At 68.4% G+C, this 18,487-nt stretch carries 16 protein-coding genes; 11 read left to right on the plus strand and 5 right to left on the minus strand.

Features of this window, described 5'->3' with window-relative positions; translation table 11 throughout:
- Nucleotides 1-40 precede the first annotated feature (40 nt).
- Nucleotides 41-919, plus strand: coding sequence for a uracil-DNA glycosylase (locus J2P76_RS08305; RefSeq protein WP_207406126.1), 879 nt, complete (start codon nucleotides 41-43; stop codon nucleotides 917-919).
- Nucleotides 920-945: 26 nt separating this feature from the next.
- Here J2P76_RS08305 and lplT read toward each other — a convergent pair whose 3' ends face one another.
- The gene (gene lplT, locus J2P76_RS08310) at nucleotides 946-2,259 is read right to left on the minus strand and encodes a lysophospholipid transporter LplT (RefSeq protein ID WP_207406128.1); all 1,314 of its coding nucleotides are present in this window, start codon (nucleotides 2,257-2,259) and stop codon (nucleotides 946-948) included.
- A gap of 262 nt (nucleotides 2,260-2,521) precedes the next feature.
- Here lplT and smc point away from each other — a divergent pair, with 262 nt between their 5' ends.
- Genes smc through ligA form a run of 3 tightly spaced genes read left to right on the plus strand, consistent with a single transcriptional unit; the run spans nucleotide 2,522 to nucleotide 9,252 of the window.
- Nucleotides 2,522-6,052 (plus strand): chromosome segregation protein SMC, encoded by a 3,531-nt coding sequence (smc, locus tag J2P76_RS08315; RefSeq protein WP_207406130.1) that lies wholly within the window; start codon nucleotides 2,522-2,524, stop codon nucleotides 6,050-6,052.
- 57 nt (nucleotides 6,053-6,109) lie between these two features.
- A complete protein-coding gene (locus J2P76_RS08320) occupies nucleotides 6,110-7,159 on the plus strand; it encodes a cell division protein ZipA C-terminal FtsZ-binding domain-containing protein (protein WP_207406132.1) in 1,050 nt (349 codons plus the stop codon).
- The gene (ligA, locus tag J2P76_RS08325) at nucleotides 7,159-9,252 is read left to right on the plus strand and encodes an NAD-dependent DNA ligase LigA (protein ID WP_207406134.1); all 2,094 of its coding nucleotides are present in this window, start codon (nucleotides 7,159-7,161) and stop codon (nucleotides 9,250-9,252) included. The genes J2P76_RS08320 and ligA overlap by 1 nt, the downstream gene beginning before the upstream one ends.
- Before the next feature lie 66 nt (nucleotides 9,253-9,318).
- On the opposite strand, the gene J2P76_RS08330 is transcribed toward ligA, so the two are convergent.
- The 4 genes from J2P76_RS08330 to msrB are packed head-to-tail and all read right to left on the minus strand — an operon-like array spanning nucleotide 9,319 to nucleotide 11,383.
- Nucleotides 9,319-10,095 (minus strand): peptidylprolyl isomerase, encoded by a 777-nt coding sequence (locus J2P76_RS08330; protein WP_207406142.1) that lies wholly within the window; start codon nucleotides 10,093-10,095, stop codon nucleotides 9,319-9,321.
- Between the two features lie 9 nt (nucleotides 10,096-10,104).
- On the minus strand, nucleotides 10,105-10,383 hold the full coding sequence (locus tag J2P76_RS08335; protein WP_207406144.1) for a BolA family protein: 279 nt from the start codon (nucleotides 10,381-10,383) through the stop codon (nucleotides 10,105-10,107).
- A 25-nt stretch (nucleotides 10,384-10,408) separates the two neighbouring features.
- Nucleotides 10,409-10,984 carry a septation protein A gene (locus J2P76_RS08340; protein WP_207406146.1) on the minus strand — a complete coding sequence of 192 codons (576 nt, stop codon included), beginning with the start codon at nucleotides 10,982-10,984 and terminating at the stop codon, nucleotides 10,409-10,411.
- On the minus strand, nucleotides 10,985-11,383 hold the full coding sequence (msrB, locus tag J2P76_RS08345) for a peptide-methionine (R)-S-oxide reductase MsrB (RefSeq protein ID WP_207406148.1): 399 nt from the start codon (nucleotides 11,381-11,383) through the stop codon (nucleotides 10,985-10,987).
- Nucleotides 11,384-11,435: 52 nt separating this feature from the next.
- Between msrB and J2P76_RS08350 the strand changes: the two genes are divergently transcribed.
- The 7 genes from J2P76_RS08350 (at nucleotide 11,436) to J2P76_RS08380 (ending at nucleotide 18,438) form a co-directional block, all read left to right on the plus strand.
- Nucleotides 11,436-12,113 carry an energy-coupling factor ABC transporter ATP-binding protein gene (locus J2P76_RS08350; protein WP_207406150.1) on the plus strand — a complete coding sequence of 226 codons (678 nt, stop codon included), beginning with the start codon at nucleotides 11,436-11,438 and terminating at the stop codon, nucleotides 12,111-12,113.
- On the plus strand, nucleotides 12,113-12,706 hold the full coding sequence (locus J2P76_RS08355) for an energy-coupling factor transporter transmembrane component T (RefSeq protein ID WP_207409153.1): 594 nt from the start codon (nucleotides 12,113-12,115) through the stop codon (nucleotides 12,704-12,706). Before J2P76_RS08350 ends, J2P76_RS08355 begins: the two co-directional genes overlap by 1 nt.
- Nucleotides 12,707-12,749: 43 nt before the next feature.
- Nucleotides 12,750-13,313 (plus strand): biotin transporter BioY, encoded by a 564-nt coding sequence (locus J2P76_RS08360; RefSeq protein WP_207406152.1) that lies wholly within the window; start codon nucleotides 12,750-12,752, stop codon nucleotides 13,311-13,313.
- Between the two features lie 205 nt (nucleotides 13,314-13,518).
- Nucleotides 13,519-14,685 (plus strand): ABC transporter substrate-binding protein, encoded by a 1,167-nt coding sequence (locus J2P76_RS08365; RefSeq protein WP_207406156.1) that lies wholly within the window; start codon nucleotides 13,519-13,521, stop codon nucleotides 14,683-14,685.
- A 137-nt stretch (nucleotides 14,686-14,822) separates the two neighbouring features.
- The gene (locus J2P76_RS08370) at nucleotides 14,823-15,860 is read left to right on the plus strand and encodes a branched-chain amino acid ABC transporter permease (RefSeq protein ID WP_207406158.1); all 1,038 of its coding nucleotides are present in this window, start codon (nucleotides 14,823-14,825) and stop codon (nucleotides 15,858-15,860) included.
- 5 nt (nucleotides 15,861-15,865) lie between these two features.
- Nucleotides 15,866-17,695 carry a branched-chain amino acid ABC transporter ATP-binding protein/permease gene (locus J2P76_RS08375; RefSeq protein WP_207406160.1) on the plus strand — a complete coding sequence of 610 codons (1,830 nt, stop codon included), beginning with the start codon at nucleotides 15,866-15,868 and terminating at the stop codon, nucleotides 17,693-17,695.
- Complete coding sequence (locus J2P76_RS08380) at nucleotides 17,692-18,438, plus strand: ABC transporter ATP-binding protein (protein WP_207406162.1); 747 nt, start codon at nucleotides 17,692-17,694, stop codon at nucleotides 18,436-18,438. Before J2P76_RS08375 ends, J2P76_RS08380 begins: the two co-directional genes overlap by 4 nt.
- Nucleotides 18,439-18,487 lie beyond the last annotated feature (49 nt).

The following is an 18,487-nucleotide window of genomic DNA, read 5'->3' on the forward strand; positions in this document are numbered from 1 at the left end:
CAAGGGCGAATACCGGAGTGCGCAGCATGAAGGTCAACCAATGAGCCCGACGGACGCCGCGCCGACGGCGCCCCGCATCAACGCGCTGCAGAAGTTCTGGCTGCGCGAGATCGGCATCGAAAAAACCTGGCTGCAGGCGGCCGAGCCGCCGCCGGCGGCGCCTGCCCGGCCGGCCGCCGCGCCGGCCGTGGCCGCGGCTCCAGAGGCGCCGGTGGCGCAGGCCGCCCCGACAGCGCCGGCGGCCCGCGCCGTTGCGGACGCGGCGCCCGCTGCGTCGCCGCGCCCGGCGGCGCGCCCCGCCGCGGCCGCGCCCGCCGCGCGCGCGCAGCCGGCGCCGGAGGCGCAGCCGGTGGTGGCCGCCCACGATTTCGACGCGCTGCGCGAGCAGGTTGTCCAGTGCACGGCCTGCGGCCTGTGCAACGGCCGCCGCCATGCGGTGTTCGGCATGGGGGCCCGCCCGGCGCGCTGGATGGTGGTGGGCGAAGCTCCCGGCGAGCAGGAAGACCGCCAGGGCCTGCCCTTTGTGGGAAGGTCGGGCCAGTTGCTGGACGCCATGCTGGCGGCGGTGGGCCTGAGCCGCGAAAAAGACGTCTTCATTGCCAATGTCATCAAGTGCCGCCCGCCCGGCAACCGCAATCCCAAGCCGGAAGAAATCGCGGCCTGCAGCCCATACCTGATGCGGCAGATCGAGCTGTTGAAGCCCGAACGCATCCTGGTGCTGGGCCGCTTCGCCGCCCAGACCCTGCTGGGCACCGACGCCACCATCGGCAGCCTGCGGGGGCGCCGGCACACGCTGGCGGCCGACGACGGGCGCAGCATTCCGGTGGTGGTCAGCTATCACCCGGCCTATCTGCTGCGCAGCCCGGTCGAAAAGGCGCGCGCCTGGCAGGATCTGCGCCTGGCCATGGCGCTGGGCTGAGCCCCGCCGGCCACGGGCCGGGGGTTTCAGTGAGGCGTCTTGAGCGCCTGGCCGTGGCCGGTCTGGCCGATCTGTTCGTGCAGCGCCGGGTCGGCCGACATGTTGCGGCGGCTCCAGCGCATGAAGATGATCATCAGCACCGCCACCAGCAGGCCGAACAGCACGATGATGGTGTTGATGGCCATGTCCAGCCACAGCAGCACGGTATACACCGCCACCATCAGCAGGATGTTGAGCTGCTCGTTGAAGTTCTGCACGGCGATGGAATGGCCGGCCGACAGCAGCACGTGGCCCCGATGCTGCAGTAGGGCATTCATGGGCACCACGAAGAAGCCGGCCAGGCCGCCGGTGATCAGCAGCAGGATGTAGACGCTCCAGGTCGAGTGCACCAGGGGCATCAGCAGCACCACCAGGCCCATCGCCACGCCCACCGGCAGCACGCACAGCGCCTTGCGCAGCGGGATGCGGCCGGCCAGGATCGAGCCGGCCACGGTGCCCAGGGCGGCCACGCCCATCAGTATCGACGATTCATCGAGCCGGTAGCCCAGGTGGCGGCGGCCCCATTCGATGACGATCAGCTGCAGCACCGCGCCGGCGCCCCAGAACAGCGTGGTGACCGCCAGCGAGATCTGGCCCAGCTTGTCGTGCCACAGCACGCGCACGTAGCTGGCGAAGGTCAGGGTCAGGCGCACCGGGTTTTTCTGCTGGGGGGGATAGCGCACGTGCGTATGGGGAATCAGCAGGTTGCAGAGCGCGGCCAGCAGGTAGACGAAGGCGATCACCAGAATGGCGGCCTCGGCCGGCGTGCGCACCAGCAGGCCGATATGGGCGTGCTTGAGCAGCAGCGCCGAGGCCGCCGGCGAGATCAGCACCCCGCCCAGCACCGTGCCCAGGATGATGGAAAACACGGTCAGGCCCTCGATCCAGCTGTTGCCCTTGACCAGCATGTCGGGCGGCAGCATCTCGGTGACGATGCCGTACTTGGCCGGCGAATAGGCCGCCGCGCCCACGCCCACCAGGCCATAGGCGGCGCACACCAGGTAGGTCTGGTGGGTGGCCGGAATGCCCAGGTTGGCGTACATGAACATCAGCAGACAGCCGGTCACCTTGAGCGCGTTGGTGGCGAACATCACGCGCCCCTTGGGGAAGGAGTCGGCCAGCGCGCCCACGAAGGCCGCCAGCACCACGTAGGCCAGGGCGAACGACCACTTCATCACGGGAGCCATCCAGTCGGGGCCGTGCAGTTCCAGTATCAGGGCGATCGCCGCGATGAATAGCGCGTTGTCTGCCAGGGACGAGAAGGCCTGCGCAGCCATGACCAGATAGAACCCGCGTTTCAAAAGTGAATCCCCGGTGGCTGCCGCAATGTGCCGCAGCATTGAAAAACGTGTTTCGTATGGAAAAAAGTGTCAGCGAGTATAGCGTCCGGCATCCAGGGCAAGGGTTTTTACGCGCTTCGAGGGGGGCGGACCGCCGGTGGGCCGGCCGGCCGCCTGGGGTATCATACGATCCGCATCTACCGGCCCCCGGGGGCCGTCTGCAATCCGTGCGGCAGGTCCGTTCAACGCCTTTCGTTCAACCCCACCCGTCCGTCATCGTACTGTGCGCCTGACTCAACTAAAACTCGCCGGCTTCAAATCGTTCGTCGACCCCACCGTCATTCCCGTGCCCAGCCAGCTGGTGGGCGTGGTGGGCCCCAACGGTTGCGGCAAATCCAACATCATCGACGCGGTGCGGTGGGTGCTGGGCGAGGCCAAGGCGTCGGAGCTGCGCGGCGAGTCCATGCAGGACGTCATTTTCAACGGCTCGGGCAACCGCAAGCCGGCGGCGCGCGCTTCGGTCGAAATGGTGTTCGACAATTCCGAGGGCCGTGCCGCGGGCCAATGGAGCGCCTATTCCGAGATCGCGGTGCGGCGCGTGCTGACGCGCGACGGCACCAGCAGCTACTACGTCAACAACCAGCAGGTGCGGCGCCGCGACATCCACGACATTTTCCTGGGCACCGGCCTGGGCGCGCGCGGCTACGCCATCATCGGGCAGGGCATGATCAACCGCCTGATCGAGGCGCGGCCCGAAGAACTGCGGGTGTTCCTCGAAGAGGCCGCCGGGGTGTCGCGCTACAAAGAGCGGCGCCGCGAAACCGAAAACCGCCTGTCCGACACGCGCGAGAACCTGACGCGGGTCGAAGACATCCTGCGCGAGCTGGGCTCGCAGCTTGAAAAACTGGAAGCCCAGGCCGAAGTGGCCCGCCAGTACCGCGAGCTGCAGGCCGATGGCGAAAAGAAGCAGTTCGCGCTCTGGCTGCTGAAAGAAACCGGCGCGCGCGACGAGCGCCAGCGCAAAAACCAGGACATGGCGCAGGCCCAGACCAACCTCGAAGCCGCCATCGCCAGCCTGCGTTCGGGCGAAGCCGAGCTCGAATCGCGCCGGCAGGCTCATTACGCCGCCGGCGACGCGGTGCATGCCGCGCAGGGCCAGCTGTACGAGGCCAACGCGCAGGTCAGCCGCCTGGAAGCCGAAATCCGCCATGTGGTCGATTCGCGCAACCGCCTGCAGGCCCGCCGCGAGCAGCTGCAGCAGCAGATTGCCGAATGGGACACCCAGCAGACTCATTGCGTCGAGCAGATCGCCCAGGCCGAAGACGACCTGGCCACGGGCGCCGCTCGCACCGAAGAGGCGCGCGCCCGCGCCGAAGAGGCCCAGGCCAGCCTGCCGGCCACCGAGGCCCGCGTGCGCGATGCGGCCGCCTCGCGCGACGACATGCGCGGCTCGCTGGCGCGGGTCGAGCAGAACCTGGCGCTGGCCGCGCAGACCCAGCGCGACGCCGACCGCCAGCTGCAAAACCTGGAACAGCGCCGCGAGCGCCTGCAGCAAGAACTGCGCGAGCTCCAGGCGCCCGATCCGGTGCGGCTGGAACAGCTGGCGGGCGACCGCGCGCAAGGCGAAGACCAGCTCGAAGAGGCCCAGCACGAACTGGCCACCCTGGAAGCCCGGGTGCCCGAGGCCGATGCCGAGCGCAGCAGCGCCCACGCGTCGGCCCAGCAAGACGCGCAAAACCTGGCCCGCCTCGAGGCGCGCCTGGCGGCCCTGGTCAAGCTGCAGGACGACGTGCAGAAGCAGGGCGCGCTGGAACCCTGGCTGGCCAAGCACGAACTGGCCGGCCTGGGGCGCCTGTGGCAAAAGCTGCACATCGAGCCCGGCTGGGAAAACGCCCTGGAATCGGTGCTGCGCGAGCGCATGGCCGCCATGGAGGTGCGCAACCTGGATTGGTCGCGCGCCTTTGCCGAAGACGCGCCGCCGGCCCGCCTGGCGTTCTACCAGGTGCCGGCCGCCGCGCCCGCTCCGGCCGCGCCGCAGGGGCTGACGCCGCTGGCCAGCCTGCTGCGCATCACCGACCCCGATCTGCGCACGCTGCTCAACGACTGGCTGCGCAACATCTACACCGCCGCCGACCTGGGCCAGGCTCTGGCCGCGCGCGCCACCCTGCCGGCCGGCGCGGCCTGCGTGGTCAAGGCCGGCCACCTGGTGGACACCCACAGCGTGCGCTTTTATGCGCCCGACTCCGAGCAGGCCGGCCTGCTGGCCCGCCAGCAGGAAATCGAGAACCTGCAGCGCGAGATCAAGGCGCAGCAGCTCATTGCCGACCAGGCCCGGGCGGCGGTGGCGCGCGCCGAGGCCGCCTGGCAGCAGGTGTCGCAAGCGGTGGCGCCGGCCCGCCAGCGCGTGGCCGAGGTCACGCGCCGCGTGCACGACATCCAGCTCGAACACTCGCGCCTGCAGCAGCAGGCCGAACAGTCCGGCGAACGCGCCGCGCGGCTGCGCCAGGACCTGGAAGAAATCTCCGCCCACGAAGAAGACCTGCGGGCCACGCGCGAAGAAGCCGAAGCCCGCTTCGAGACGCTGGACGCCGAGCTGGCCGAGCACCAGTCGCGTTTCGCCGATGCCGAGATCGCCGGCGAAGACCTGGCCGCCCAGGCCGAGGCCGCCCGCGCGAGCCTGCGCGAACTCGAGCGCGCGGCCCAGGAAGCCGAATTCGCCGAGCGCGGCGTGCAGTCGCGCATCGCCGACCTGCAGCGCAACCGCCAGCTGGCCGCCGATCAGAGCCAGCGCGCCGTGGTTGAACTCGAACAGTTGCAGGCCGACCTGGCCGAACTCGACGCCTCGGCCTCGCAGGCCGGCCTGCAAGACGCCCTGGAAGCGCGCGCGGAACGCGAAGAAGCGCTGTCGCGCGCCCGCCAGGAACTCGACAACCTGTCGGCCCTGCTGCGCGGCGCCGACGAAGAACGCATGCAGCAAGAGCGCGCGCTCGAGCCGCTGCGCGCGCGCATTACCGAACTGCAGCTGCAAGAGCAGGCGGCCCGCCTGGCCGAAGAGCAGTTCACCGAGCAGCTCAACGCCCGCGAGGTCGACCGCGAGGCGCTGGCCCAAGAGCTCTCGGCCATGCCCGATGAATGGCGGCGCGCCAATTGGCTGCAGTCCGAAGTCGGGCGCATCTCGCGCCAGATCGATTCGCTGGGTTCGGTGAACCTGGCCGCGCTCGACGAGCTCAACGCCTCGCGCGAACGCAAGGAATTCCTCGATTCGCAGCAGCAGGACCTGCTTACCGCCATCGACACCCTGGAAGACGCCATCCGCAAGATCGACCGCGAAACCCGCGAGTTGCTGCAGGCCACTTTCGACACCGTCAATGGCCATTTCGGCGAACTGTTCCCCAAGCTGTTCGGCGGCGGCGAAGCCAAGCTGACCATGACCGGCGACGAAATCCTGGATGCGGGCGTGCAGGTCATGGCCCAGCCGCCGGGCAAGCGCAACAGCACCATCCACCTGTTGTCGGGGGGCGAAAAAGCCCTGACCGCCACCGCGCTGGTGTTCGCGCTGTTCAAACTGAACCCGGCGCCGTTCTGCCTGCTCGACGAAGTCGACGCGCCGCTGGACGACGCCAATACCGAACGCTACGCGAACCTGGTCAGCAACATGAGCGAGCAGACCCAGTTCCTGTTCATCTCGCATAACAAGATCGCCATGCAGATGGCCAAGCAACTGGTCGGCGTTACCATGCAAGAGCAGGGGGTTTCGCGTATCGTTGCCGTAGACATTGATTCGGCCGTGCAAATGGCCGCCGAAGCCGCATAAACCGACCGGGCCTTTAGACCCTAGAATGGCGCTGTCTTGCCGGCGCAGGATTGACACATGAGCGACTTGCAGATCGGGCTGATTGCCCTGGGTGTGCTGCTGATTTTGTTGGTGCTGGGTTTCAACTGGTGGCAAGACCGCCGCGCGCGAAACCGCATGCAGGCGCATTTCCCGGCCTCCGACCAGGACCCCCTGCTGGGGGCGAACGAGGGCCGCCAGGGTGGCGCTGAACCGTCGCGCCGCGAACCGGGCATGAACATGCCGGCCGCCGCCCAGGCGGCCGCGCCCGATGCGGACGCCGACGACGCCGAAGAGCCCGATCCCGCCTGCGAGATCGTCATCGAGGTCAACTTCGGCGAACCGGCGCGCGGCGCCGACCTGCTGCCCTATATGCAGGGCCTGCGCCAGGTGGGCCGCAAGCCCATGCGGGTGTTCGCCGCCACCGAGGCGGGCCGGCACCGGGCCCGCGTCCATGCGGGTGAATCGTATGCTGCGCTGCAGCTGGCGGTGCTGCTGGCCAACCGCAGCGGCCCCCTGACCGCCATCGAATGGTCGCAGGCCTGGGCGCGCGCGCAAGACCTGGCCGAGCGCTTCGAGGCCACCATCGAGGGGCCCGACCAGCAGGTCGTGCTCGAGCGCGCGGCCAAGCTCGACGACATGTGCGCGGCGCTGGACACCCAGGTGGGCCTGACCCTGCTGCTGGGGGCGCCGCGTTCGGTCGCCGAAGTCGTGGGCGTGGCGCGCGAGCTGGGCTTCGCGCCCGACGGCCCGCGCCTGGCCTGGCTGGCCGACAACGGCGCCACGCGCTTCACCCTGTCGCGCGGCGACGGGGCCGCGTTCGACGCCGGCACGTCCCCGGTCGAACACCTGCTGCTGCTGCTCGACGTGCCATGCGCCCCGGCCGACCCGCGCGCCTTCGGCCGCATGGTCGACGTGGGCCGCGACCTGGCCGCCCGCCTGCAGGCCGAACTGGTCGACGACCAGGGCAAGCCGCTGGTCGACGGGGCCGAAACCGTCATCGACGAACGCCTGCAGGTGCTGTTCGGCCAGCTTGACCAGGCCGGCCTGCCGGCGGGCAGCCCGCGCGCGCAGCGGGTGTTTGCCTGATGGCCTCAGAGGCCAGGCAGGCGGCGCAGCGGGCCGCCGCGCTGCGCAACGAAATCGAGCAGCACAACGTGCGCTATTACGTGCACGACGAGCCCAGCATCCCGGACGCCGACTACGACGCGCTGATGCGCGAGCTGATCCAGCTCGAAACCGATCACCCCGAACTGGTCACGCCCGAATCGCCTACCCAGCGCGTGGGCGCGGCGCCGCTGTCCGCCTTTGGCAGTGTGCGCCACGCGGTGCCCATGCTGTCGCTGGGCAATGCCTTCGAGCCCGACGAAGTGCATGCGTTCGATCGGCGCGTGTCCGAAACGCTGCGCGGCGCGGGCTTGCTGCGCGCCGACCAGCAGCCCGAATACTTCTGTGAGCTGAAACTCGACGGCCTGGCCATCAGCCTGCGCTACGAAGACGGCCTTTTGGTGCAGGCCGCCACGCGCGGCGACGGCCAGACCGGCGAAGACGTCACCTCCAATGTGCGCACCATCCGCGCCGTGCCGCTGCGCCTGAAGGGCGAGGCGCCGCGGGTGCTGGAAGTGCGCGGCGAAGTGCTGATTAACCGAGCCGAATTCGAGCGCCTGAACCGCAGCCAGGCCGCGCGCGATGAAAAGGTCTTCGTCAATCCGCGCAATGCGGCCGCCGGCAGCCTGCGCCAACTCGACCCGCGCATTACCGCGCAGCGCCCGCTACGCTTTTTCGCCTACAGCTGGGGCGAAGTGCACGGCCTGCCGGGCCGCCAGGCCGCGCTGTTCGACGAGCCGGCGCCCGGCACCAGCCAGGAATCGACGCTGCCGCACGACACCCATGGCGCCATGCTCGACTGGCTGGCCGGGCTGGGCCTGCCCGTCAATACCCGCCACAACCGCCGCGTGCGGGGCGCCGAGGGCCTGCTGGCCTATTACGAGCAGGTGGGCCGCGACCGCCCGCAGCTGCCGTACGACATCGATGGCGTGGTCTACAAAGTCGACTCGCTGCCGGCCCAGAAAGTGCTGGGTTTCGTGGCGCGCGCGCCGCGCTTTGCGCTGGCGCACAAGTTTCCCGCCGAAGAAGCCACCACCCGCCTGCTGGATATCGAAGTGCAGGTGGGCCGCACCGGCGCCATCACGCCGGTGGCGCGCCTGCAGCCGGTGTTCGTGGGCGGCGTGACGGTCACCAATGCCACCTTGCACAACGAAGACGAGGTGCGCCGCAAAGACGTGCGCATCGGCGACACGGTCATCGTGCGCCGCGCCGGCGACGTGATCCCGGAAGTCGTGGGGCCGGTGCCGGGCAAGCGCCCGGCCGACGCGCGCGAATTCGTGATGCCGACATCCTGCCCGGTGTGCGGCTCGGCCATCGAGCGCACCGAAGACGAAGCCATTGCCCGCTGCACCGGCGGGCTGTTCTGCGCGGCGCAGCGCAAGCAGACGCTGCTGCATGCGGCCGGACGCAAGGCCCTGGATATCGACGGCCTGGGCGAGAAGCTGGTCGACCAACTGGTCGAAAGCGGCCGGGTGAAGTCGCTGGCCGACCTGTACAGCCTGAACGCCTTCGAGCTGGCGGCGCTGGACCGCATGGGCAAGAAGTCGGCCGACAACCTGGTGGCCGCCATCGACAAGGCCCGCACGCCGTCGCTGGGACGGCTGTTGTTCGCCCTGGGCATCCGCCATGTCGGCGAAACCACCGCCCGCGACGTGGCGCGCCACTTCGGCAGTATCGAAGGCATCATGGATGCCGACGAAGAAGCCCTGGCCGGCGCGCCCGACGTGGGGCCCGTGGTAGCCGGCTCGATCCGGCGGTTTTTTGCCGAGCCGCACAACCGCGAGATCATCGACCTGCTCAAGGCCCAGGGTGTGCACCCCGTGGCCGAGGCCGGCCCGCAGGGCAATGCCCTGGCGGGCAAGACCTTCGTGCTGACCGGCACCATGCCCAACTGGACCCGCGACGACGCCACCCGCCACATCCTGGCCGCGGGCGGCAAGGTCAGCGGTTCGGTCTCGAAGAAAACCGCCTACGTGGTGGCCGGCGAAGACGCGGGCAGCAAGCTGGCCAAGGCCCAGGAACTGGGCGTCACCGTGCTGGACGAAGACGGCCTGAAGGCGCTGCTGGGCCTGTAGCGGCACAGAAAAATGCCCGCCGGGTCGAAACCCGGCGGGCATTTTTTTGCGTGCGTGTAGCGGGCCTTACTTGATGGTGGCCTTTTCGCGCAGTTCTTTCTGGTATGCCGTCAGGGTTTGCTGGCGCAGCATTTCTTCGAGCTGCGGGCGCACCTGGTCGAGCGGCGGGAATTCCACCGGACGGGTGTCTTCGACTTCGATGATGTGCCAGCCGAACTGCGTCTGCACCGGCTTGTCGGCCAGTTGGCCCTTCTTCAGGCCGCTGACGGTGTCGGCGAACGGCTTGACGTAGTTGGTGGGCGCAGCCCAGCCCAGGTCGCCGCCCTTGGCGGCGCTGCCCGGGTCTTTGGAGTTTTTCTTGGCCAGGTCGGCGAACTTGCTTTTGTTGCTCTTGATCTGGGCCAGCAGGTCGTTGGCGGTTTTTTCGTCTTCGACCAGGATATGGCGAACCTTGTATTCCATCTGGCCGGCCTGCTGCTTCTTGGCCTTGTCGTACTCGGCCTGGATCTGCTGGTCGGTGACGGGGTGCTTCTGCAGGTAGTCGGCCATCAGGGCGCGCACCAGGATGCCCTGGCGGGCCAGCTCGATTTCGGTCTGGACGTCGGCCTGCTTGGCGACGCCGTCTTTCTCGGCCGCCTGCACGAAGATCTGGCGGTTGATCATTTCCTGCTTGACCTGTTCGCGCAGCTGCGGCGAGTCGGTGGCACCCTGGCTGACCAGCAGTTTCACGAACTGATCGAGGCTTTGTTGCGAAATGGCCTTGCCATTGACGGTGGCGACGTTTTGCGCAAAGGCCGGCAGCGCGACCGCGCAAGCCGCGGCCAGCATCACGATGCGTTTCATGGATTTCCTTTAGGGGTTTGACTTGGGAGCTTGGGCATCGAGCGCAAGCGCATGAACGGGATGGGGGATCAAATCGTGCAAAAGATCATACACCAGGCGATGGCGGGCAACCGGCGACAGGCCGGTGAAACGGGCTGCCACGATATGCACATGGTAATGGCCCGCGCCGCCTTGCGCGCCGGCGTGCCCGGCATGCAGGTGGGAGTCGTCGCGGATGTCGAGGACAACGGGGTCCAGCGCGGCCAGGCGCGCGCGTATCAGGGCAATGCGGTCGGTATCGTCGGGCATGGGCGGGATGCGGGAAACAGGCGGGTCAGTCTTTGCCGGCGTCGTTGCCGGCCTCGGGTTGGCGCGGCTGCTGCATATGGCGGCCCAGCCACAGCGACTGGCCGATCACGAAGGCCAGCAGCAGGCCCATCAGGCCGAACACCTTGAAGTTGACCCATTGCGATTCGGTGAAATGGCCGGAAAAGGCCACATACAGATTGACGGCGCCGGCGGCCAGGAAGAACAGCGCCCAGCTGAGGTTGAGCTTGTCCCAGGCGGCATCGGGCAGTTCGATTTGCGTGCCCAGCAGGCGCCGCATCAGGTTGCGCTTGAACAGTACGCGCGCGCCCAGCAGGGCGCCGCCGAACAGCCAGTACAGCACTGTGGGCTTCCATTTGATGAAGACATCGCTGTGCAGCCAGAGCGTGGCGCCGCCGAAGATGACGATGACCGACAGGTTGATCCAGTGCGTGGCCTCGATGCGCTTGCCGGTGGCCCGCAGCCAGATGAACTGCGCCACCGAGGCGGCGATGGCCACGGCCGTGGCGGTGTAGATATCGGCGAACCGGTACGCGATGAAGAAAAGGATCAGCGGGAACAGGTCGAGCAGGAATTTCTTCATTCAGTCTTCAAGCGGTTCGAATTTGAGCGACACCGAGTTGATGCAATAGCGCAGGCCGGTGGGTTCGGGGCCGTCGGGGAAGACGTGGCCCAGGTGGGCGTCGCAGATGTTGCACAGTACTTCGGTGCGGACCATGCCGTGCGTAGTGTCTTGCTCTTCGCGCACGCGCGCGGGGTCGAGCGGCTCGAAGTAGCTGGGCCAGCCGCAGCCGGCATCGAATTTGGTGTCGGAGGCGAACAGCGGGGTGCCGCAGCCCACGCAGCGGTAGATGCCGTGGGTGGTGGTGTTCCAGTAGCGGCCCGTGAAGGGACGCTCGGTGCCTTTTTGGCGCGCCACGGCGTATTCTTCGGGGGTCAGTTGGGTACGCCATTCGGCGTCGGTTTTGCGTACTTTTTCCATATGCACTATTGGAGTCCCGCTCCGTGAAATGGTTCGGGCATAATCCCGCCCCATGTTAATCGAGTTTGACCAGGCGGTTGTGGCCACGCCGCATTCCCAGGCGCTCAAGGGGGTCAGCCTGACCCTCTCGCAGCGCCGCGTCGGCGTGGTCGGCCCGAACGGGGCCGGCAAAAGCACCCTGGCCAAGCTGCTGAACGGCCTGGTGCTGCCCACCTCGGGCCGGGTACTGGTCGACGGCCTGGATACCCGCCGCGACCCGAAGGCGGTGCGCCGGCGGGTGGGGTTCGTGTTCCAGAACCCCGAAAATCAGATCGTTTACCCCATCGTACGCGAAGACCTGGCTTTCGGGCTGAAATCGCTGGGCCTGGGGGCGGCCGAATGCGCGCGCCGGGTCGGCGCCCGCCTGGACGAACTGGGCGTGGCCCACCTGGCCGACCGGGCCAGCCACACGCTGTCGGGCGGCGAGTGCCAGCTGGTGGCGCTTGCTTCGGTGCTGGTAATGGAGCCGGCCATGGTGGTGTTCGACGAGCCCACCACCCAGCTCGACCTGCGCAACCGCAACCGCGTGGCCCGGGCCATCGCCGCGCTGGACCGCCCGGCGCTGGTGGTCAGCCACGATCTTGAACTGCTGCACGATTTCGACCGCGTGCTGGTCGTGGCCGACGGCCGCATTGCCGCCGACGATGCGCCCGGCCCCGCGCTGCGGTGGTACCGCGAGCACTGCGCATGATGATCGAACCCCTGTATATCAATGGGGCCAGCCCGCTGCACCGGCTGCCGGCCGCCCTGAAGCTGGCGCTGCTGGTGGCGGCCGGGGCCGGCCTGGTCGCGGTGCGCGATGTGCGCTGGCTGGGCCTGGCGGCGGCGCTGGCGGCGCTGCTGGTCTGGTCCTCCGGCGTGGGCGCGGCCGCCCTGTGGCGCCAATTGCGCGGCCTGCTGTGGGCGCTGGCGGCCATCGGCATCTTCGCCGCGGCCTTCCAGGGCTGGCTGGCGGCCGCTGCGGTGCTGCTGCGCATAACCGCCCTGGTGGGCCTGGCCCTGGCGGTGACATTGTCCACCCGCAGCTCCGACCTGATCGCCGTCTGCGAACGGGCCTTGCGGCCCCTGCAGCGCCTGGGGCTGCTGGACGCCGGCAAGGTGGCCCTGGCGCTGGCCCTGGCGCTGCGCTTCGTGCCCGAGATCTGGCGCCACTACCAGGAAATCCGCGAAGCCCAGGCCGCGCGCGGCCTGGGCCGGCATCCGCTGGCATTGATCGTGCCGCTGGTCGTGCGTACGCTCAAGCGGGCCGAGCAGGTGGCCCAGGCCATCGACGCGCGCAGCTGAGGCGCGCCCGTCTTCCCCCGACGATTTTCCCCAGGAGCCTTCAATGAAGACCCGAGACACCGTGCTGATCGCGTTGTTCGCCGCGCTGATCGTCGTGCTGAGCCTGATGCCGCCGATTCCGCTGCCGGCCATTCCCGTGCCCGTCACCCTGCAGACGCTGGGCACCATGCTGGCCGGCGCCATGCTGGGGCCGCTGCGCGGCGGGCTGGCCTGCCTGCTGTACCTGCTGCTGGCCGCCATCGGCCTGCCGGTGCTGCCGGGCGGGCGGGGCGGGCTGGGGGTGTTCTTCGGACCCACCGGCGGCTTCCTGGTGGGCATGGCGCTGGGCGCCTGCGTGACGGGCTGGCTGGCGCGCCGGGCCGTCCTGCGGGCCCGCAACGCCGGGCTGGCGGTGGCGGGCTATGTGGCCGCCTGCGTGGTGGGCGGCATCGCGGTAGTCTACGCGGTGGGCATCCCGTGGCTGGCCGTGGTCACGCAGATGGAATGGGGCAAGGCGGCGCTGGCCGTGGCGGCGTTCGTGCCCGGCGACCTGGTCAAGGCGGTGGTGGCAGCCTGGGTGGCCTGGCGGGTCGAGCGGGTGTGGCCCGTGCTTCGGGAATCCCCTTAATGACGCATACGGCCAAGTTCGGCAAGATTTGTTAATGTCAAATGCGTTCGATTCTTGCGTGACTGAACTAGGGAAGTCACGGGGGTTTATTTGAAGGGTATTTGATACACTTCAAACGCTAATATTGATTTTTCTGTATGACGTTCAACCGGGCCCGCCATCCCCATACGGGGCAAGAACAAGGGCCCACACAGGAGACAACAACATGACGCGCAAGCATTCCGGCTTGTCTGCGGCCGCCGCGGCCGTTGCCCTGAGCCTTCCGCTGCTCGCCAGTGCGCAGGTCAAGGTGGGTGTCACCATCGCCAGCACCGGCCCCGCCGCTTCGCTGGGCATCCCCGAACGCAACACGGTGAGCCTGCTGCCCACCGAGGTGGCCGGCCAGAAAATCGAGTGGATCGTGCTGGACGACGCCACCGACACGACTCAGGCCGTGAAGAACTCGCGCAAGCTGGTGTCCGACGACAAGGTCGACGTGCTGGTCGGCACCTCCATCACGCCGGGCTCGCTGGCCATGGTGGACGTGGCGGCCGAGGCCAAGGTGCCGATGATCAGCGTTGCCGCCAGCGCCAAGATCGTCGAGCCGGTCGATGACAAGCGCCGCTGGGTATTCAAGACCCCGCAGAATGATGCGCTGATGGCCAGCGCGCTGGCTGACGCCATGGCCAAGGGCAAGATCAAGACCCTGGGCTTCATCGGGTTCGCCGACGCCTACGGCGACAGCTGGCTGGCCGTGATGCGCGACGCCGTCAAGGGCAAGGGCATCGAGATCACCGCGGTCGAAAAATACGGCCGTACCGACACCAGCGTGACCGGCCAGGTGCTCAAGCTGATCAGCGCCAAGCCGGACGCGATCCTGATCGCCGGCGCGGGTACGCCGTCGGCGCTGCCGCAGAAAGAACTGCGCGCGCGCAATTACCAGGGCATCATCTACCAGACCCACGGCGCGGCCAATAACGACGTGCTGCGTGTCTGCGGCAAAGACTGCGAAGGCATGCTGCTGCCCGCCGGCCCGCTGCTGGTGGCCGAACAGCTGCCCGACAGCAACCCGGTGAAGAATTCGGCGCTGGCCTACACCAAGGCCTACGAGGCCAAGTACGGCGACGGTTCCACCAACACGTTCGGCGGCCATATGTGGGACGCCGGCCAGCTGATCGTGCACGCCGTGCCGGTGGCGCTCAAGAGCGGCGCCAAGCCGGGCACGCCGGAATTCCGCGCCGCCATGCGCGATGCGCTGGAAGGCATCAAGAACCTGCCCGCTTCGCAGGGCGTGTTCAACATGAGCCCCACCGACCACGCCGGCTTCGACGAGCGCGCGCGCGTCATGGTGAAGGTCGAGAAGGGCAAGTGGGTGTACCAGCCCAACCTGTAAGCCTCATGCCGCCGGCGAGGCTGCCCAGCCCGCCGGCATCACCACGCACCGGCCGCCAGGCCGGTGTGTCGCATTCGCAGCATTGCCCCGCCGGCGGCGCCGGCAATGCCAAGGCATCCCCTTAAGGTAGTGGTTCGATGGATTTCACGATAGCGCTCATCCTGCTGCAGGACGGCATCGTCAACGGCGCCATCTATGCGCTGCTGGGCATGGCGCTGGTGCTGGTCTTCACTGTCACCCGCGTCATTTTCATTCCGCAGGGCGAGTTCGTGGCGTTCGGCGCCCTGACGCTGGCCATGCTGGTCAACGGCCGGGTGCCGGGCACCGCCTATTTGCTGCCGCTGCTGGGCGCCATCGTGCTGGTGCTGGAAATCCTGCGGGCCCTGCGCACCGGCGCCTGGTCGGCGCTGCCCAAGGTGCTGCTGACTTGCGTGGCCGTGCCGCTGGCCCTGCTGTGGCTGACCGCCGGCTATGCCGGCGAAGGCAATTCGCTGTGGCTGAACATGCTGCTGACGCTGGCGCTTATCGTGCCGATGGGGCCCATGGTGTATCGCATCGTCTACCAGCCGCTGGCCGAAGCCTCGGTGCTGGTGCTGCTGATCGTATCGGTTGCCGTGCACTTCGCCCTGACCGGCCTGGCGCTGGTGTTTTTCGGGGCCGAGGGCTGGCGCACGCCGGCCTTCGTGAGCGGGCAGATCAACATCGGCCCCGCCACCTGGTCGGCGCAGAGCCTGTTCGTGGTGGGTACCTGCATCCTGCTGATCGTGGCCCTGTGGCTGTTCTTCGATAAGACTCTGTACGGCCGCGCGCTGCGCGCCACCGCCGTCAACCGGCGCGGGGCGCGGCTGGTGGGCATCAGCACCAGCATGTCGGGCAGCCTGACTTTCACCCTGGCGGTGGCCATCGGCGCCATGTCGGGCATGCTGATCGCGCCCATCACCACGGTCTACTACGACACGGGGTTCCTGATCGGCCTGAAGGGCTTCGTGGGCGCCATCATCGGCGGGCTGGGCAGCTACCCGGTGGCGGCCGCGGGCGCGGTGCTGGTGGGCGTACTGGAATCATTCTCGTCGTTCTGGGCCAGCGCCTACAAGGAAGTGATTGTGTTCACGCTGATCATCCCGGTCCTGGTGTGGCGATCGTTCAGCAGCCACCATGCTGACGACGAGGAATAAGCACCATGAACCGCATCCTGCTTATCGCATTCATCGCGCTGTTGGCCGTCTTGCCGATGGCGCCGGCCACGCCGGAATTCTGGATTACGCAGCTCAACTACATCGGGCTGGCGGCCCTGGTGGCGCTGGGCCTGGTGCTGCTGACTGGCGTGGGCGGCCTGACCTCGTTCGGCCAGGCGGCCTTCGTGGGCCTGGGCGCCTATACCACCGCCGTCATGACCAGCCACTTCGGCGCATCGCCTTGGCTGGCCCTGCCCGTGGGGCTGCTGCTGACGGCCGTGGTGGCGTACCTGCTGGGCATCATCACGCTGCGGCTGTCCGGCCATTACCTGCCGCTGGGCACCATCGCCTGGGGCCTGTCGCTGTATTTCCTGTTCGGCAACCTGGACTGGCTGGGCAAGCACGACGGCATCGCCGGGCTCGAGCCGATCAGCGTGTTCGGCTTTTCGCTGGCCAGCGGCCGGCACATTTATTACCTGATCTGGCTGTGCCTGCTGTTGTCGTTGTGGGCCACCAGCAACCTACTCAGCTCGCGCCCCGGGCGCGCCATCCGCGCGCTTAAAAGCGGCGCCGGCATGGCCGAGTCGATGGGCGTGAACACGGCGGCCTACAAGGTGGTGATCTTCGTCTGGGCGGCGCTGCTGGCCTGCCTGTCGGGGTGGATCTACGCGCACATGCAGCGCGCCGTCAGCCCCAGCCCGTTCGGCCTGAACTACGGCATCGAGTATCTGTTCATGGCGGTGGTGGGCGGCGCCGGCCATGTCTGGGGCGCGGTGGTCGGCTCGGCGGTGATCCTGGGCCTGAAAGATCAGCTGCAGAATCTGCTGCCGGCGCTGCTGGACACCGACGCCAACTTCGAACTGATCGTGTTCGGCGTGCTGCTGATCCTGGTGTTGCAGTATGCGGCCAATGGCTTGTGGCCCATTCTGTCGTCTGGCTGGGCGCGCCTGACCGGCGGCGCCGGCTCGCGCCGCAATCTGGCGCCGCCGCCCGCCGCGGCGGCCCTGGCGCAGCGCGAGCGTCCGCAGGGCGGCGCGCTGGTGCTGGAAGTGGACGCCATTCGCAAAGAGTTCGGCGGCCTGGTGGCGGTCAACGACATCTCGTTCAAAGTGCGGGCCGGCGAGATCGTCGGCCTGATCGGCCCCAACGGCGCCGGCAAGAGCACCACCTTCAACCTGATCAGCGGTGTGCTGCCGGCCACCCGCGGCCAGGTGCGCTTTCTGGGCGAGCGCATCGACGGCCAGTCGGCGCGCGAGATCGCGCGGCGCGGCGTGGGCCGTACTTTCCAGCACGTGCAGTTGCTGCCTGGCATGTCGGTGCTGGAAAACGTGGCGCTGGGCGCGCACATGCGGGCTGACGTGGGCGTGCTGGCCGGCGCGTTGCACAGCGACCGCGCGCAAGAAGCGCGGCTGCTGCACGAAGCCGCCACCCAGCTCAAGCGGGTCGGCCTGGGCGATTACCTGTACGAGCAGGCCGGCAATCTGGCGCTGGGCCAGCAGCGCATCCTGGAAATCGCCCGCGCGCTGGCCAGCGATCCGGTGCTGCTGCTGCTGGACGAGCCCGCCGCCGGGCTGCGCTACAAAGAAAAGCAGGAACTGGGCCAGGTGCTGGAACAGCTGCGCGCCGAAGGCATGAGCATCCTGCTGGTGGAACACGATATGGATTTTGTCATGCGCCTGACCAACCACCTGGTGGTGATGGATTTCGGCACCAAGCTGGCCGAAGGCGTGCCCGCCGAGGTGCAGCAGAACCCCGCCGTGCTCGAGGCATACCTGGGCGGCATCGACGACGACCTGCCGGATGCTGCCGCCCCGGCAACCGGGAGCGCCCAATGAGCCAGGATCCGATTCTCGACGTGCGCGGGCTGAGCGCCCGTTATGGCAAGGTGGGGGCGCTTAGCGAGGCGACCCTGACAGTCGCGCCCGGCAGCATCGTGACTGTGATCGGCGCCAACGGCGCGGGCAAGTCGACCATGCTCAACGCCATGATGGGCGCGCTGCCAGGCACCGGCCACGCATCTGGCGCCGTGCGCTATGCAGGCACCGATGTGTCGGGCTGGACAGTCGAGCGGCGCGTGGCGGCCGGCATGTCGCTGGTGCCCGAGCGGCGCGAGCTGTTCGGCAGCATGTCGGTAGAAGACAACCTGCTGCTGGGCGGATTCCGCCGCTACCGGGCGCGCGAAAGCGGCTGGCGCGGCACGCTGGACGAGGTGTTCGAGCTGTTTCCGCGCTTGCGCGAACGGCGCCGCCAGGAAGCGGGCACGCTATCGGGCGGCGAGCGGCAGATGCTGGCCGTGGGCCGGGCCCTGATGGCCAAGCCGCGCCTGCTGATGCTGGACGAGCCCAGCCTGGGGCTGGCGCCGCGCATCGTGCGGGAAATTTTCCACATCATTGCGCGGCTGCGCGAAACCGGCGTGGCGATCCTGCTGGTCGAGCAGAACGCGCGCGCCGCCCTGCAGGTGGCCGACTATGGCTATGTGCTGGAAACCGGCGAGGTGATTCTGCACGGCCCGGCGCGCGACCTGGCCGGCAACCCGCGCGTGATCGAAAGCTACCTGGGGTTGGGCAAGACGGCTTGAGGGGCGCTTCGGGGCCAGGCACCGTGCGTGGCGCCTGATCCCTGGCGTT

The sequence above is a fragment of the Bordetella petrii genome (genome assembly GCF_017356245.1).
Taxonomy (GTDB): Bacteria; Pseudomonadota; Gammaproteobacteria; order Burkholderiales; family Burkholderiaceae_B; genus Bordetella_A; species Bordetella_A petrii_D.